At 38.9% G+C, this 14,570-nt stretch carries 16 protein-coding genes; 4 read left to right on the forward strand and 12 right to left on the reverse strand.

Going from position 1 to position 14,570, the window contains the following annotated elements; all coding sequences use genetic code 11:
* A partial coding sequence (locus tag ABMA79_RS03810) for a hypothetical protein (RefSeq protein WP_393090415.1) occupies positions 1-1,840 on the reverse strand: 1,840 nt, incomplete at its 3' end.
* A 287-nt stretch (positions 1,841-2,127) separates the two neighbouring features.
* On the opposite strand from ABMA79_RS03810, the gene ABMA79_RS03815 reads away from it, so the two are divergent.
* On the forward strand, positions 2,128-2,961 hold the full coding sequence (locus ABMA79_RS03815; protein WP_392856180.1) for a flagellin: 834 nt from the start codon (positions 2,128-2,130) through the stop codon (positions 2,959-2,961).
* Positions 2,962-3,029: 68 nt separating this feature from the next.
* Here ABMA79_RS03815 and ABMA79_RS03820 read toward each other — a convergent pair whose 3' ends face one another.
* Together ABMA79_RS03820 and ABMA79_RS03825 are read right to left on the reverse strand one after the other, a co-directional pair.
* Positions 3,030-3,374: a hypothetical protein gene (locus tag ABMA79_RS03820; protein WP_392856179.1), complete on the reverse strand. Its 345-nt coding sequence runs from the start codon at positions 3,372-3,374 to the stop codon at positions 3,030-3,032.
* 89 nt (positions 3,375-3,463) lie between these two features.
* Positions 3,464-3,871, reverse strand: coding sequence for a DUF523 domain-containing protein (locus tag ABMA79_RS03825; RefSeq protein WP_393090418.1), 408 nt, complete (start codon positions 3,869-3,871; stop codon positions 3,464-3,466).
* A 134-nt stretch (positions 3,872-4,005) separates the two neighbouring features.
* On the opposite strand from ABMA79_RS03825, the gene ABMA79_RS03830 reads away from it, so the two are divergent.
* Positions 4,006-5,187, forward strand: a complete 1,182-nt coding sequence (locus tag ABMA79_RS03830) for a hypothetical protein (protein WP_392856177.1) — start codon at positions 4,006-4,008, stop codon at positions 5,185-5,187.
* Between the two features lie 44 nt (positions 5,188-5,231).
* Here the strand turns inward: ABMA79_RS03830 and ABMA79_RS03835 are convergent, their stop codons facing one another.
* Genes ABMA79_RS03835 through ABMA79_RS03870 form a run of 8 tightly spaced genes read right to left on the reverse strand, consistent with a single transcriptional unit; the run spans position 5,232 to position 12,193 of the window.
* Positions 5,232-6,722, reverse strand: coding sequence for an aldehyde dehydrogenase family protein (locus ABMA79_RS03835; RefSeq protein ID WP_392856175.1), 1,491 nt, complete (start codon positions 6,720-6,722; stop codon positions 5,232-5,234).
* A gap of 9 nt (positions 6,723-6,731) precedes the next feature.
* Positions 6,732-7,943: a thiolase family protein gene (locus ABMA79_RS03840; protein ID WP_393090421.1), complete on the reverse strand. Its 1,212-nt coding sequence runs from the start codon at positions 7,941-7,943 to the stop codon at positions 6,732-6,734.
* Complete coding sequence (locus ABMA79_RS03845) at positions 7,940-8,599, reverse strand: 3-hydroxyacyl-CoA dehydrogenase family protein (RefSeq protein WP_392856170.1); 660 nt, start codon at positions 8,597-8,599, stop codon at positions 7,940-7,942. The genes ABMA79_RS03840 and ABMA79_RS03845 overlap by 4 nt, the downstream gene beginning before the upstream one ends.
* A complete protein-coding gene (locus ABMA79_RS03850; protein ID WP_393090423.1) occupies positions 8,592-9,455 on the reverse strand; it encodes a 3-hydroxyacyl-CoA dehydrogenase NAD-binding domain-containing protein in 864 nt (287 codons plus the stop codon). The genes ABMA79_RS03845 and ABMA79_RS03850 overlap by 8 nt, the downstream gene beginning before the upstream one ends.
* A 4-nt stretch (positions 9,456-9,459) precedes the next feature.
* Positions 9,460-10,272, reverse strand: a complete 813-nt coding sequence (locus tag ABMA79_RS03855) for a Phenylacetic acid catabolic protein (protein ID WP_393090426.1) — start codon at positions 10,270-10,272, stop codon at positions 9,460-9,462.
* A gap of 25 nt (positions 10,273-10,297) precedes the next feature.
* A complete protein-coding gene (locus ABMA79_RS03860; protein ID WP_393090428.1) occupies positions 10,298-11,086 on the reverse strand; it encodes an enoyl-CoA hydratase/isomerase family protein in 789 nt (262 codons plus the stop codon).
* Position 11,087: 1 nt separating this feature from the next.
* The gene (locus ABMA79_RS03865; protein ID WP_393090431.1) at positions 11,088-11,867 is read right to left on the reverse strand and encodes an enoyl-CoA hydratase-related protein; all 780 of its coding nucleotides are present in this window, start codon (positions 11,865-11,867) and stop codon (positions 11,088-11,090) included.
* Positions 11,868-11,881: 14 nt separating this feature from the next.
* Positions 11,882-12,193: an EthD family reductase gene (locus ABMA79_RS03870; protein ID WP_392856158.1), complete on the reverse strand. Its 312-nt coding sequence runs from the start codon at positions 12,191-12,193 to the stop codon at positions 11,882-11,884.
* Positions 12,194-12,465: 272 nt separating this feature from the next.
* On the opposite strand from ABMA79_RS03870, the gene ABMA79_RS03875 reads away from it, so the two are divergent.
* Positions 12,466-12,825 (forward strand): hypothetical protein, encoded by a 360-nt coding sequence (locus ABMA79_RS03875; protein ID WP_393090434.1) that lies wholly within the window; start codon positions 12,466-12,468, stop codon positions 12,823-12,825.
* 5 nt (positions 12,826-12,830) lie between these two features.
* On the opposite strand, the gene hppD is transcribed toward ABMA79_RS03875, so the two are convergent.
* Positions 12,831-13,904 carry a 4-hydroxyphenylpyruvate dioxygenase gene (hppD, locus tag ABMA79_RS03880; protein WP_392856154.1) on the reverse strand — a complete coding sequence of 358 codons (1,074 nt, stop codon included), beginning with the start codon at positions 13,902-13,904 and terminating at the stop codon, positions 12,831-12,833.
* 94 nt (positions 13,905-13,998) lie between these two features.
* Here hppD and ABMA79_RS03885 point away from each other — a divergent pair, with 94 nt between their 5' ends.
* A complete protein-coding gene (locus ABMA79_RS03885) occupies positions 13,999-14,514 on the forward strand; it encodes an energy transducer TonB (protein ID WP_392856151.1) in 516 nt (171 codons plus the stop codon).
* The last annotated feature ends 56 nt before the right edge of the window (positions 14,515-14,570 follow it).

A 14,570-nucleotide genomic window follows, 5' to 3' on the forward strand; every position in this document is an offset into this window, starting at 1 on the left:
CCTCTTCTTTCTTCTTGGCCGCTAGGGGATCGTCGCCCTCGGCGAACTTAATTTCAAGCTCTTCCTTAGTGCCGCCATCATACTCAGGCTGCTTGTCGAGTTTACTATAGTCGATAGTCTGCTCTCCGAGATCACCTTTTTTCTCATATTCAATACTCGGGCCGCCGGCCTTTGTCTCTTCATCTTGTTCCTCTTCATTTCCTCTATTGAGGTCAAGATTGTGAACATTATCATATCTTTTATTCTTCTCTTTCGAGTGAGCATCAAGGGAAGCGAAGAGATCCTCATCGCCACTTTTCTTATTGTCTTTTTCTTGTGCTGCCCCTTTTCTTGCACCAGCTGCTTCAGCGCCTTCTTTATGCTGTCTTTCTAGGCCCTTTTCATTATCAATGAGCTCATCATTTACTGGGCCTCTAGAGCTTAGTCTCTCTCCTGGCCTAGCGATCCCTTGATTGGATTGTAGCTCATCCAATGTCTTTAGGAGGTCGTCATCAAAACCATCGTCATCATCGTCAATATCATCCAGTGTTGGATCAATCTTGCCTTTTAAACTCGGGGCATTCCTCTTTTCATTAAAGTTAGATTTTTTTACATTATCAAGGCTTGCAAAGAGGTCCTCATCAGCGCTCTTCTCATTATCCACATCATCTAATGTAGGGGAGACGCTACCTTCAAGTGATCCTCCTGGATCACCCGCTTTATTTGTGGATTTCTTAACCTTGTCGAGACTTGCAAAAAGGTCCTCGTCCGCATCTTTATCATCTTCAATATCATCTAATGTTGGAGAGACATTTCCTTGAAGAGCACCACCGAGATCATCTGCTTTATTTGATGATTTCTTTACGCTATCAAGGCTTTTAAAAAGGTCCTCTTCTGTTTCATCATCTTCAACATCTTCTAATGTGGGAGCGAGGCTTCCTTTTAGTTGGCCACCGAGTTCATCAGATTTTTGTGAACTCTTTTTTACATTATCGAGACTTTTAAGAAGGTCATCTCCAAAATCATCTTTATTTTTTTCTACGTCATCTAAAGTAGGGGACGTTTGACCTTTCAGGTTTCCACCAAGGTCTTTATTTGATTTACTAGATTGTTGCTCCAGACTTTTAAAGAGATCCTCTTCAAAATTAATCTCTGGAGAGGCACCTTCCTTATTGTTCTTATCAACTGAACCTTTTAGGTGACCTGGGGCCTGGTTATTTTGTTTTTGATGAGCACTTAAGTCCTTTAGTGACATTCCTCGCTCTTCAATCTCCTCCCCATCGCTATAGTCTGCATAGGTACTATCATCAAAGACATCTTTATTATCTTTTTGAGCTGCAGACTTTGCGACATTGCCCTTTAGGTGACCACCGTTGCTATTTCGTTCGGCCTCTTTCTTATCTTCATAATTATTTTCAGGAGCAAGGGCCTTTTCCTCTCCACTTTTAAGCTCCATTTCTGCGGCTTCTTCGGCTTTCTTTAGAGACCTTAGAATAAGGTTTACTTTATATTCTAATGTTTTTGCGGGAACAGGTTCTTGAATATATTCAGTAAGGCCAATCTTTCTAAACTTCTCTAAAGTCTTAGGAGGGATAGATTTTGAGTTAATTAAAAGCACCTTAACATTATTCTTATGAATGAATTTTCTTAGGGGCTGAATACATTGGGCGGTCTTCTTAGGACTACTGGCAATAGTGAGTGATTGGCCAATCGTGGGAATTAGTTGATTATATTCCTCGGGACTTTCAACTTCATAGATTTCGATACCTTCTGCTTCCGCAGATGCTTCTATCGTTTCCTTGAGCTTCTTTACAGTTTCTGTAAGAGGCTCGAGAAATATGAGTGGTTTCCCTTCTTCCATATAGGTCATTATCGGTGAATTATTTATTTTATTTATAAACTTATCATTATAGAGTCTAAAAAAATTAGGGATTTTGGAACGCTTTCTAAATTTTAGAAAATGTAAAAAAAAATATAAAATAATTTAATATTTTCCTAAAGCTTTCATTTTCACCTCCGAGAAGATTCATGTTAGGTCAGAAGACTTAATTAAAAAGTTAATAAAATTCACAAGAGCAGTATGCTCATTGTTCCAATGGTCGGGACAACCCTGAGTACGGGGGGGAAATAGATCACGGAGGTATCACAATGGGTATGCGTATTAACACAAATGTAACGTCTTTAGCTGCACAAAGATCATTAGGTCAATCAAATTCAGCTCAATCAAAGTCATTAGAAAAACTATCATCTGGTACAAGAATTGTACGTTCAGCTGACGATGCTGCAGGTCTAGCAATTTCTGAGAAATTAAAAGGGCAAATTAGATCAACTAATCAAGCAGAAAGAAACGCGAGTGACGGTATTTCAATGATTCAAATCGCAGAAGGTGGTCTGAATGAAGTATCAAACATCTTAGTAAGACTAAGAGAACTATCTGTACAAGCTGCATCGGACACAGTAGGTGACACTGAGAGACAGTTTACAGATCTTGAATATCAAAACCTTAAGCAAGAGATCCAAAGAATTTCAGAAGTTACTGAGTTTAACGGAAAGAAACTTCTAACTGGAACTGGTGATAAGTTTGATATCCAAATCGGTATTAATAATGATGATTTCCAAGATAGAATTCAATTTGATACGAATGTTCTGAATTCTTCTCTTGAAAACCTAGGTGTTGCTGATCTAGAAGTTGGATCAAAAGAAGGTGCTCAATCTGCACTTGCAAACCTAGACACTGCAATTGAAAGTATTGCAGGACAAAGAGCTGAGCTAGGTGCTAAGCAAAATAGATTAAATTCTACAATTAACAACCTACAAATCAGTTCAGAAAACTTAAGTGCAGCGAACTCTCGTATCAGAGACACTGACTACGCAGCTGAGACAGCGAAGAAAGCTAAGAATGATATTCTTGTTAACGCTGGTTCTTCAGTACTTGCTCAGTCTAATTCTCAAGGTGCTGCAGCTCTAAAACTAATTGGTTAATTAAAACCACAATAATTACTGCAAAAGGATGGCCCCGCGAATGCGGGGCTTATTTACTTGCCATCCACCTAGTGAGTAAATTCTGATTGAATCTCTGAGTTAATTAAAAGCTCAACCCCAAGGCCATCCAAGGCATCAAGAACTTCATCAAATTGATCTTTTACGATTGTGATCGTCTCACTATTAAAATTTTCATTTAAATGGTTTTGTAAGAGAGCAAGGTAGTTTGCCGCCTCAACGCTTCCAAGTGAAATTGAATCATTGATAAGATGATTAAACTTCATATTAATGATTGATTGAAAATTCTCCCAGTCTTCAGGATTAACTTTTAAGTATTCAAGTTGATGACTAAGGTGCTTCATTCGTCCTTGTAAATTTCTTGCTTGAAATTTCTTTAGTTCTAATTCATTCATCTAGACCCTCCTAGTGCTCTAGTAGGTCTATCTTAATTGATTTTGTAATTGAGTTGTTACAGCTTTGTTAGATGTATGAAAACTTTGGATTAGTCGATTGCTTGAACTTGGATACCGTTCTCTTTTAGCTTCTTTGTAAACTCACCATCACCTTCGATGAGGTTACCAGCAAAACTTCCATCGTAGACAAGACCTGCTCCACACATTGGTGACTTTGATTTTAAGAGGGCCTTGGTACATGAATTTTCCAATGCTATCTCTAAAGATCTCTGGGCACCTAGTTCATAGTTGACACTGACGTCTTCTCCGTCAATTGTAATGAGCTTTCCATCAACATTTTCTGCTGGTGGACGAGGAGTGGCAAGTCCTCCAAGCTCTTCTGGGCATACAGCGATGGCCTTGCCTTGAGCAACGAGGTCACTTATAAGTTGTTGTTTTTTGTGCTCACCGTCATATCGACACTTCTTACCGGCCAAGCATGCACTTACGATCATCATATTTAACAAGAATACGTTAAAATCGTCGATTTCGCCACTATGTGTCGAGGATTCTTGAATAAATTACAATATCATTATTGAAAATCCTATTTATGGTAAAAAATCGGACTAAATGAAGTTTTTGGAGACGGACTTTGCTTAAGGCATTAACACTTATAACTATCTCTCTTCTTGTTCTATGTTCATGTGGAACTCCTGGCGGAGATGATGGTGCTAAAAAGAATGTGACGAGACAGACCTCGAAATTAGAGACCTCAACGAAGGTTAAGTTCGACTGTTTCGAAGAGGGACAGTGTACTGACTCATTCATTCTCTTTATCAATAGCGCAGGTGAGTTCCCAACATACTGTACTGGTTATATGGCCGATGAACAGCATATGGTTGTTCCATCACATTGCGTGGCCGAGGCAAAATGTAGTTCTATTGCAGCAAAGACAACAAATGGCCGAGTATATCAGTGTGGTGAAATTCTTGCTGGCCAATCACAATTCAACGAAGAAAAAACTTATAATGGAAATTTCACTACGATCAAATTTAAAGAAGTGATTCCTGGAAATTATGCTGAAATTTCAGATAATAAGATGAGTGACTTTAGTTACTACCAATTATGGTTCATTAAGAAGAAGCTTGATAATACTGGTTATGAACTTAACCGCATGAGATATAACTGTCGAAAGACAAATAATAATGTTCTCTTTCCAAGTAATAATGATGATTCTTCAGCAGTTGCTATGAAGAATTGTAATATCCGCGATGATTCAATGGGTGGTGGAGTTGTTGATACAAGAACAGGAGATGTTCTTGGGCTTGTTCATGGATCGATTAATGAAGATAAGACCTTTAGACGATTTATGCACGGAAGAAAAGGTTCTACTCTTACTCTAGCAACACCAATTAAATGTATCTTAAAAACATTTAACCTTGATGATGAGGGCGGTGAAGAAGCTAGCTACTGTAATGATCCTGTTTATCGCCCTGGTACAGCACAGCACTCTAAGCAATTAGCTGACTTATTTAGATTTAATAATCGTCGAATTGATCATGTTTTTTCAAGGCTTGCAGGAATTGGTGATAATTACATTCGCTACCGTGAGTTCTTTGCTCTAAGTTATGAAAGTATTCCTTATCAGTATCCAAGGGTTAGGATTTGTGAATTTCAACCTTACCTGAATCGTAGTTATGAGATTTATGGACGTGACTTTATCACGACTTGTATTGATGCCAATCTCGATATTGTATTTAGAGAAAGTCATTTAGAGAAATCATTCTCAATCTATGATGACTTTGGTGATATTGCTCTTAAAGTATTATACTAATAAAAAATAAGGCCTTCATGACGAAGGCCTTTTTTATTATCTATCTAAAATAGTGCATCAAACCACATTTTCCCTTCTCGAGTATTGCAGTCAGATTCCCATAGGTGTTTCACTTCAAGGTAGGCCTTGATACCTTCTTCTCCCATTTCACGTCCAACGCCAGATTGCTTAAAGCCTCCAAATGGCATTCCTGGATTAAGTAGGTGATACTCATTAATCCATACAGTTCCAGCTTCAACTTCTTTTGCAATATTAAGCGCACGCTCTTCATTCTTTGACCATACAGCACCTGCAAGTCCGTAAATTGAATTATTTGCTAAAGAGATTGCTTCTTCTTGCGTTGAAAATTTTGTGATTCCAACAACTGGACCGAAAATTTCTTCATGCCAAATTGTATTATCAGGAGTGATTTCAAATGCTGTTGGTTGGATATAATAACCCTTGGCAAAGTCACCATCAGTGATACGTTCACCACCATAAATAAGCTTTGCACCTTCTTCTTTTGTCTTATTGATATAACCCATGATTGTATCAAATTGCTTTTCTGAAACAACCGGACCAAATCCTGTTGTCTTCTCTGGCGTTGGGCCAATAGCAATTTGAGCAATTCTCTCTTTAAACTTTGTCATGAACTCATCATAAATCCCATCTTGAACAAGCAGGCGAGTACCTGAGTCACAAGCTTGACCTGAGTGGTAGAGGAATGCGTATAAAGCACCATCAACCGCAATATCAAGATCAGCATCGTCTAAAACGATATTGGCAGACTTTCCACCAAGTTCCATTGTTGTGTTCTTAATCTCTTGTGCACTTTGTTTTAGAATTTCACGTCCAACGGCCGTTGATCCAGTAAAGGCAACTTTAGAGATATCTTTGTGATTAACTAGGTATTGCCCTTCTTTGGCCCCACCAGTTACGATATTAACAACACCTTTTGGCACACCAGCATCAATAAGAACTTGTGCAAGCATCATTGCTGTTACTGGAGTTTCAATCGCTGATTTTAGAACTGTTGTACAACCTGTTGCTAGAATTGGCCCAATTTTCCATCCCGCCATAACAAGAGGGAAGTTCCATGGAATAATTTGTGCACAAACACCTACCGGCTCATAGCGACGAGTGTTCTTAGAAAAGCCAGCTCTTGTGGCCTTTTCATCAAGTTGTTCAAACTTGAAATTTGTTGCAACCTTACTCATGACTTTAAAGAAGCTTGCAGTGTTGTGAAGGTCTGCAGCGGCTTTTCTAAAAGTCGATCCACTGTCTTTAATTTCTTGTTCGATGAACTCTCTTTTTCTCTCTTTCAAAAGCTCCGAAACTTTTAACAAAATTTCTCCTCGCTTAGCAGGAGTCATGTCACGCCACTCTTTATTGTAAAAGGCCGTCTTTGCTGACTGTACTGCCTCTTCAAGGTCTGCAGTTGAAGGGATATGAACCTTCGCGACAAATTCACCGTTAGAAGGGTCAATTGAATCAACCATTTCACCAGTTGATGATGGCCTAATCTCTCCATTGATATATAATTTTACTTCATTCATGTCTTGCTCCTATTTACAATTCTCTACACTTAAAGAAACACCTTGCCCAACTCCGACACACATTGATGCAAGACCTTGTTTAAGGTTTGCATTGTCTTTCATGATATGAGTAAGTGTCGTTACAATTCTCGCTCCTGAACATCCAAGAGGGTGTCCAAGTGAGATCGCTCCACCACGTAGATTAATTTTTGATTCATCAAGGCCTAGTTCGCGAATACAACCAAGTGATTGAGATGCGAAGGCTTCATTTAGTTCGACAACATCAAAGTCCGAAATCTTCTTTCCAAACTTATCCATTAGTCTCTTCGTCGACTCGACAGGACCTAGTCCCATAATATTTGGATGTATTCCTCTCACTCCCGCACCAGTTAGCTTTACTAGAGGAGTTAGGTTGTGACGCTTTAAGAAGTCTTCACTCACTAGAGCAACACAAGCTGCACCGTCATTCATCATTGACGAGTTTCCGGCCGTGACTGATCCATCTTTTTTAAAGACTGCTCGAAGACCAGCTAATGCCTCTAAAGTCGTTGAAGGACGAGGCCCTTCATCTTTTTCTACTGTTAAAGTTTGTTTTCTTAGTTTGATTTCAACAGGTAGAACTTCGTCGTTAAAGTCTCCATTCTCCCATGCTTGACAAGCTTTTTGGTGAGAGGCCAGTGCAAAACGGTCTTGATCCTCTCGAGAGATTCCAAGCTTTGCTACAACTTCTTCGGCCGTTTGTCCCATTCCTAATAGGGGAAACATTTCTTCCATTTTCTTATTTGGAAATCGCCAACCAAAAGTTGTGTCAAACATTTGCGAGTCTCGTCCAAATGGAGTTGATCCTTTAGAGATCACAAGAGGTGCTCTTGTCATACTCTCTGCTCCACCTATAAGAAGACAATCTGCCATCCCTAAGTTAATACGTGACCAACCATCGATAATAGCATCAAGTGAAGAAGCACAAAGACGGTTAAGAGTTACTCCTGGAACCTCAAAAGGAAGACCTCCAAGAAGTGCGGCCATACGTGCAAGGTTGCGGTTATCTTCACCTGCTTGATTTGCACAACCAACGATCACATCGTCAATTTCTTTCATGTCAAAATCAAAGTTTTGAGAAAAGTCACGAAATAGGTTGGCCAGCATGTCATCGACACGTAGGTGAGCAAGACTACCTCCTAGTTTTCCAATTGGAGTTCGCTTGGCATATACAATATATGCATCTCTATTATTTAAACTCATAGATTCATCCTTAATAGTCGTGATGGACGATAACGTGCATCACCTGTAATTTCTCTTAACTCTTCAAGAAGAAGTAAGATTTTTTCAACGCCAATTTTCTCAGACCACTCAAATGGGCCAAGAGGGTAATTTACTCCAAACTTCATTGCCTTATCAATATCAGCATTTGAGGCAAGGGCCTCTTCTTTAGCAAAGTATGCTTCATTTATAATTTGAGAAATTACTCTTGGATAAGTAAAGCCAATACCAATGTGGTTAACGATTTCTAAGTCAAAGCCAAGCTTTTTAAAAACATCAAATGTTGCTTCTTCAATAACGTCGTCTTTCATATAGAATTCAAAGCAGCTCTTTGGCGAATAGAAAGCTGCCGCCACTGCACCAAGTACATTCTCGTATTGTCCGATAAGGTACTCACCCCAGTTTACTGTAAGATCTGAGACGATTGGCCCTCCGAAGACGATGTCGAGATGTTCGTAGAGATCCATCTTTGAATTGCGATCAAAGCACGTTAGGTCAATTACGAAGTCTGTCTCATCGAAGTCAACACCATCAAGTGTGTTAATACTATAAGGATCAACGACAATTGAAAGGAATTCACTTCCAAGAACATTCTTATAAAGAGGGTGGTTATCACTTACTAAAATTGTTTTATTCATAACGATAGAACCCCTCTTTTACTTTGCGTCCAATACGGCCACTATCAACCATTTCTCTTTGAATTTTATGTGGCCTAAAGCGAGGTTCATAATAGTATGAGGCCCATACAGACTGCGTGACATCATAGTTGACATCAATTCCGATAAGGTCCATTAATTCAAATGGCCCCATTCTAAAACCACCAACATTTTTCATGACACGATCTATTTCTGCGATCTGCTCTTGGTCATAATTTTCTAGGCGGTGAAAACTTTCGCCGTAAAAATTTCTGGCCACACGATTAACGATAAAGCCAGGAGAGTCCTTACATAGAGCAGGTTTTTTTCCATAGCGTTCAAACCAATCATAAAGGGCGTGAGCACAATCTTTTGAACTCCAAGGTGTTTCGATAATCTCCACAAGCTTCATAATTGTTGCTGGATTAAAGAAGTGCAGTCCTAGAAATTTCTCTCGACGAGATTTTGATAGGTCCTTTGCCATCTTTGTGATTGGGATTGATGATGTATTTGAAGAGAATATTGTTTCTTCTTTCATAACTTCATCAAGGCGTGCAAAGACTTGTTTTTTGATATCAAGGTTTTCGACAATTGCTTCAATAACAAGGTCGTGATCAACCTGATGATCTTTCATTTCAACGATGCTTAAATTGTTCTTAAATGCAGCAACTTCCGCTTCGTCAAATTTGGCCTTGCTTTGTAATTTATCCCAAGAAGAGTGGATGAGATCACCACTTGCTTGGGCCATCTCTAGGTGTTGGTCAACTAGTTCAACCTTAGCACCATGCTGGCAAAACCACTGGGCGATTCCTCGCCCCATAGTTCCTGCACCAATAACTAGTACACTTTTTATATTCATTAAATTATTGCCTTTGTGGTTGTGCGTCTTCGTCGTAAACAGGAAGAACAAGTCCAGCTTGCTGACAAAGCTCTTCTACTTCTTTTACAAAAACATCGCGAACAACAGCATTTGTTCTCTTTTTAAGACCTAGTTTTACGTATAGGTCATTTGAGCGACCTTTAGTTGAACCAAAGACATTCATTACACGTGGCCACCAGATATTTAATCTTTCTTGTAGAAATTCTTTATTTTCACCTTCAGCAAGAATCTTGATCCACTTATCTCCGTGTGCAAGGTGCATGATTTCTTCTTTATAGATTCCTTCAATTCCTTTCTTCCAAGGAAGGTAGCTTGAATCAAGAGTATCTTCTAACTGGTGACCTGCGGCCCTATCCATTAGGAAGTTAAATAGAATGAAGTCTTCCCAAAAGTTAATACCATAGTAGAAGATATTTACACGGTAATCTTCTTTTAATCTTTGGAATCCAATTTGTGCTTCGTCTTCTGGCATCTTGAATCCAAGTTCTGACTTTTCAATATGTGAGTCAACATCTTCACCAAGGCCTTTTAGAAGTCTGTAACAAACAGAAGCATGTCTCATTTCATCTTTAACGATTTGAGCAACAACAACTTTTTCTTGCATCGTTGGAGCCTTTTCAATCCATGGTGCATATCCTAGCGCTCCAGAGTATTCTGAATCGTGTTGCATCCATAGAAGGTTTCTTAGGGCCTTCTTATATAGAGGAGGTAATTCATCTCCCTTATCAAATTTCTTACCATTTTGAATGTCTTCAAATAATTGTAATTCTTCTTGAGTGTATTCTCTTGCTGCCATATGGCCTCCCTGAAATTTATATTTATTATTTTCCTAAAAACTTTGCTTGTCTCTTCTCAAAGAATGCCGATAGGCCTTCTTTGTAATCTTCACTATTTCCTAAGAATCTCTGGTATGCGGTTTCGCGATCCATTGATTCTTTAGAAGTGCTGTCAATTGCAACACCAATATTTTCTTTAATTGCTTTTACACTAAGAGGTGCCATGGCATTAATTTGCCCTGCCCAAGCTTTCGCATCAGTTAATGCCTCTTCGCTGACTTTATTAATAAGGCCTGCGCTCTCTAATTGCTCACTAGTTAGGGGAGCATTGAAGAGAAAGTACTCCATCGCTTTCTTTGGCCCTAGGGCTTGAGTAAACATATGAGTTGAGCCAGCATCTGGACAAAGACCTAGTTTTGAAAAACCTGAAACAAACTTGATTCCAGGCCTTGCTACAACTAAGTCACAGGCAAGAGCAACAGATACGCCAGCCCCGGCAACGACGCCTTCAACTGCTGCAATAACAAGCTTCTTTGAGTTTTTGATTGCATTTACAAGTGGGTTCCACTCTGTTTCAAGAGTGACTCCAAGATCAACTGGTTTTTCACCGGCTTGTACAGTGCGATCATTTAGATCTTGGCCTGTACAAAATCCTTTGCCTTTAGAAGAAAGAATAATGCAGCCAACTTCGTTATCTCTATTTAGTGTGCGGATCGCAGAAATAATTTCTAACTTCGCCTCTTTTGATAGAGCACCGTAAACTTCTTCACGGTCAATTGTGATAACACCTGTGAAGGCTTCTTTTTCGATAATAATATTTTTAAACTCAGACATTCTAATTTCCTTTGTACTTTGGTGAGCGTTTTTCTAAGAAGGCACGCATTCCTTCTTTTTGGTCGCTACTTGCAAATGTGAGATAAAAATTTCTTCTTTCAAAATCAACACCATCGCTTAAGCTCATTTCAAAGGCCTTGTTAACAGACTCTTTGATAAGCTTAATGGCAACAGGTGCTTTATTTGCGATATTCTTTGCCATCTCAAAAGTTTCTTGAAGTAGAGTCGTGCTAGGAACAACCTTTGCAACGAGTCCCCAATCCATGGCCTCTTTTGCCCCAAACATTTCACCTGTCATGGCAAGCATCATGGCCTTCGATTTTCCAAGAGCACGTGTTAGTCTTTGAGTTCCACCAGCACCTGGAGTCGTTCCAATTTTAATTTCTGGTTGACCAAATTTTGCGCTATCTCCTGCAATGATAAAATCACAGTGCATCGCTAACTCACAACCACCACCAAGAGCGAAGCCATTTACGGCCGCAATGATTGGTTTTGTGATTTGAGCAAGTTGTTGCCAAGAACGAAAGCGATTATCATTGATTTGATCAATTGGAGTTGCTTCAACCATTTGTGCAATATCAGCACCAGCGGCAAATGCGCGGTCATCACCAGTTAAAATGATGACACGAACTTGTGGGTTATCATCAAGTTCGAAAAATTTATCCACTAACTCTCTCATTAGATCTGTTGAAAGAGCATTCAAAACCTTAGGGCGATTAAGCTTCACTAGGGCGATATGCTCGTGTCCGTTATATGGAAATTCACAAAGGATATTACTCATTAAAACTTTCCTTATTAAAGAGTGATGACTTCTTCTTTAGCGAAGTGAACTGAAACGATCTCTTTAGCAAAATTAAATAGATCCTTTCCACATGCCATATTTTCTTCAGAGCTCATACCTGCTTTAAAGTCGTCTTTATTTTCAAATACCATTTCTGCGATAACGTGTAGGTCACTTGCTCCACGTGGAGTTCCCGTGATGCGGTTTAAGCGTAGCTCTTTCATGCTTGGAACTTTCTTTACAAGTGGAGTGTGAACTTCTGCATAGTGCTTTTCCCATGCGTCGATATCGTTTGGAATTTTATAAATGGCGATTAACTTGTACATAAGTATCCTTTCTTTGAAGTTGTGTCGTATTGTTTAAATTTTAGTTAATTAAACCAATATTGTAGGGATATGAAGGGCCTTTTGAATAGGCTAGTTGAGTCATTTTTTGACGTATTTTCAGTGGTTTAGATAAAGGAAAACCATATATTAGTTTAATCTAATGGAAAATATCAGTTTTTAATGACGCCATGTGAAATACTTTCAATAATAAACATTGCCTTTAGATTTTCGTCTATATTGCCGCATCTAATAAATTAATCCCGGAGTGGAAAATGAAAATATTAATCAAAGTAATTCTAGTAGCAATGGCAATTCAGGCGTCATTTGCCTTAGAAGTTTCACCAAGAGATGTGCGTGCGCACGTAATTGAATCTTTTCGCCCTTTTCATGAGGCCCATATTGTTATCAATACAGAGCGAGAAGATATTATCATTTCTAAAGAAGTTATTTGCGAGAACTTCTTCTTTGAATGTTCTGATAAGTCAGAATACGAAGTCCTTGAAGGATTTGTTGAAGTGATCAATTCAATTCGCGATCGTGCTTATAAGGCTTGGTCAGATATGACAATTGATAAAAGATGCTTTGTTTCGAGATCTTTTCAAAAACAAAGCATCTTCAGTTGTATTAAGTAATTAGTTTAGTCCAGGTATCCTCTGGCCATTTGATCTCTTTCAATGGCATCAAAGAGGGCCTGGAAGTTTCCTTCCCCAAATCCATTGTGATTCTTTCTTTGAATAAATTCAAAAAATAGCGGGCCAACATATGTATCAGTGAAGTTCTGGATTAGGTATCCTTCTTCATCTCCATCAACTAGAAGTTGACGGTCTTCAAGCTCTTCTAGGCTTTCTGTAACATTAATCCCACGTCCTGAAATACCTTCGTAATACGAGTGAGGAATATCGAGAAATTTAATATCTCTTTCTCTTAAATCTTTTACTGTTGTTAGAATATCTCCACAAGTTAGAGCAATATGCTGAACACCTGCACCGTTGTGACGATCAAGGAATTCTTGAATTTGGTCCTTTCCACCGGCTTCTTTTGGCTCATTGATTGGAATAATAACTTCACCCTTTGGAAGCTGAACAACTTCTGAGTTAAGTCCTGTTTTTGAACCTTTAATATCGAAGTAACGAGTTACCTTGAATCCGTATACACGGTCATAGAACTCAACCCATTTTTTCATTTCACCCTTAGGAACATTATTTGTTAGGTGGTCAATTCTTGCAACTCGTGAGCCTAGTGGACGTGCCTTTGGGTCCTCATCAAGTTTTGTAAATTCTGGACGGAAGAATGAGCGAGGTCTTTCAATAAACTCGTTGGCAACATCTCCAAAACCTTTGATACGAGCACTCTTATAAACACCGTGCTCATTTTCTGTGATAACAACTTCTTGTAGTGACTCTGCACCACGCTCCATTGCTGTCTTATATGCGTGTTCACAATCTTCTACTAAGAATGAAATTGTTGAAACACCTTCACCGTGGTCCTTGAAATAACTTTCTGCATGGCCACCTTTTTGTGCTGTTAGAAGAAATCTAACTTGCCCTTGAGTGAAAAGCTCTTTGCTTTCACTTTGCTTTTCATATGTCTTAGAAAAACCAAATGTATAGAATAATTCTTTCGTGGCCGTCTCTAATGAGTCACATGTGAATTCTAGGTGGTCAATGGCCAGAACCCCAAGTGGGTTCTCTGGAGAAATTTTTGAGTTCATAAAAACTTCCTTCTTTAAATTTTGCTGTTTGAATAGAGTATGGAAGATACTAACGATTTTTCCCAAATGGAGCAAGATGCATTATGATATGTGAATGAAGCATCGTTTATGGTTTTTCTTTTTTGCACTAAGTCTAGTGACTCATGCCGTTATCTTCTTTTCAAATATTCGAAAGGGTGAGCAGCAAATGAGGCGCGAGCGAATCGGTATTGATATTCAAATTAAGGCACACGCTATTAGTAAGAAAGATGAAGAAGAGATAAAAGAAAAGAAGCTTGAACAAAAGCCCAGCAAAAGTGTTCAGGCCAAAAAGAAGTCTGTTAAATCTGAGCAGCAACAGGTTGTGACAAATAATACCTTTGATAATCAAATCGTACACTTTGAAGCGCCGATTTATCCACGTTCTGCCAGAAGGTCTGCGATAGGAGGAAGTGTTACAATCTCTCTCGTGGTGGGTGTTGACGGTAAGGTTATCGATGCCAAGATCCTAAAGTCAGCTGATTATACAGCTTTTAATGAAGCAGTTCTAAGCGTTGCCAAACAGTGGCAATTCAAACCTCAAAAGAGACAAAATACGTATACTAAAAAGATTGTGTTTACTATTGAGTAATGACGCTTTGGTTCGTCAAAAAACATAATAAAAATTCTATACTTGCACCTCAATTA

Source organism: Halobacteriovorax sp. HFRX-2_2, assembly GCF_043196705.1.
Taxonomy (GTDB): domain Bacteria; phylum Bdellovibrionota; class Bacteriovoracia; order Bacteriovoracales; family Bacteriovoracaceae; genus Halobacteriovorax_A.

Bases quoted from the DNA above. Each gene is read 5' to 3' on its own strand.
- ABMA79_RS03820 (WP_392856179.1), bottom strand. From the start codon at position 3,374: ATGAATGAATTAGAACTAAAGAAATTTCAAGCAAGAAATTTACAAGGA.
- ABMA79_RS03860 (WP_393090428.1), bottom strand. From the start codon at position 11,086: ATGTCTGAGTTTAAAAATATTATTATCGAAAAAGAAGCCTTCACAGGT.
- hppD (WP_392856154.1), bottom strand. From the start codon at position 13,904: ATGAACTCAAAAATTTCTCCAGAGAACCCACTTGGGGTTCTGGCCATT.
- ABMA79_RS03885 (WP_392856151.1), top strand. From the start codon at position 13,999: ATGAAGCATCGTTTATGGTTTTTCTTTTTTGCACTAAGTCTAGTGACT.
- ABMA79_RS03825 (WP_393090418.1), bottom strand. From the start codon at position 3,871: ATGATGATCGTAAGTGCATGCTTGGCCGGTAAGAAGTGTCGATATGAC.
- ABMA79_RS03850 (WP_393090423.1), bottom strand. From the start codon at position 9,455: ATGAATATAAAAAGTGTACTAGTTATTGGTGCAGGAACTATGGGGCGA.
- ABMA79_RS03875 (WP_393090434.1), top strand. From the start codon at position 12,466: ATGAAAATATTAATCAAAGTAATTCTAGTAGCAATGGCAATTCAGGCG.
- ABMA79_RS03840 (WP_393090421.1), bottom strand. From the start codon at position 7,943: ATGAGTTTAAATAATAGAGATGCATATATTGTATATGCCAAGCGAACT.
- ABMA79_RS03870 (WP_392856158.1), bottom strand. From the start codon at position 12,193: ATGTACAAGTTAATCGCCATTTATAAAATTCCAAACGATATCGACGCA.
- ABMA79_RS03865 (WP_393090431.1), bottom strand. From the start codon at position 11,867: ATGAGTAATATCCTTTGTGAATTTCCATATAACGGACACGAGCATATC.
- ABMA79_RS03835 (WP_392856175.1), bottom strand. From the start codon at position 6,722: ATGAATGAAGTAAAATTATATATCAATGGAGAGATTAGGCCATCATCA.
- ABMA79_RS03855 (WP_393090426.1), bottom strand. From the start codon at position 10,272: ATGGCAGCAAGAGAATACACTCAAGAAGAATTACAATTATTTGAAGAC.
- ABMA79_RS03815 (WP_392856180.1), top strand. From the start codon at position 2,128: ATGGGTATGCGTATTAACACAAATGTAACGTCTTTAGCTGCACAAAGA.
- ABMA79_RS03845 (WP_392856170.1), bottom strand. From the start codon at position 8,599: ATGAATAAAACAATTTTAGTAAGTGATAACCACCCTCTTTATAAGAAT.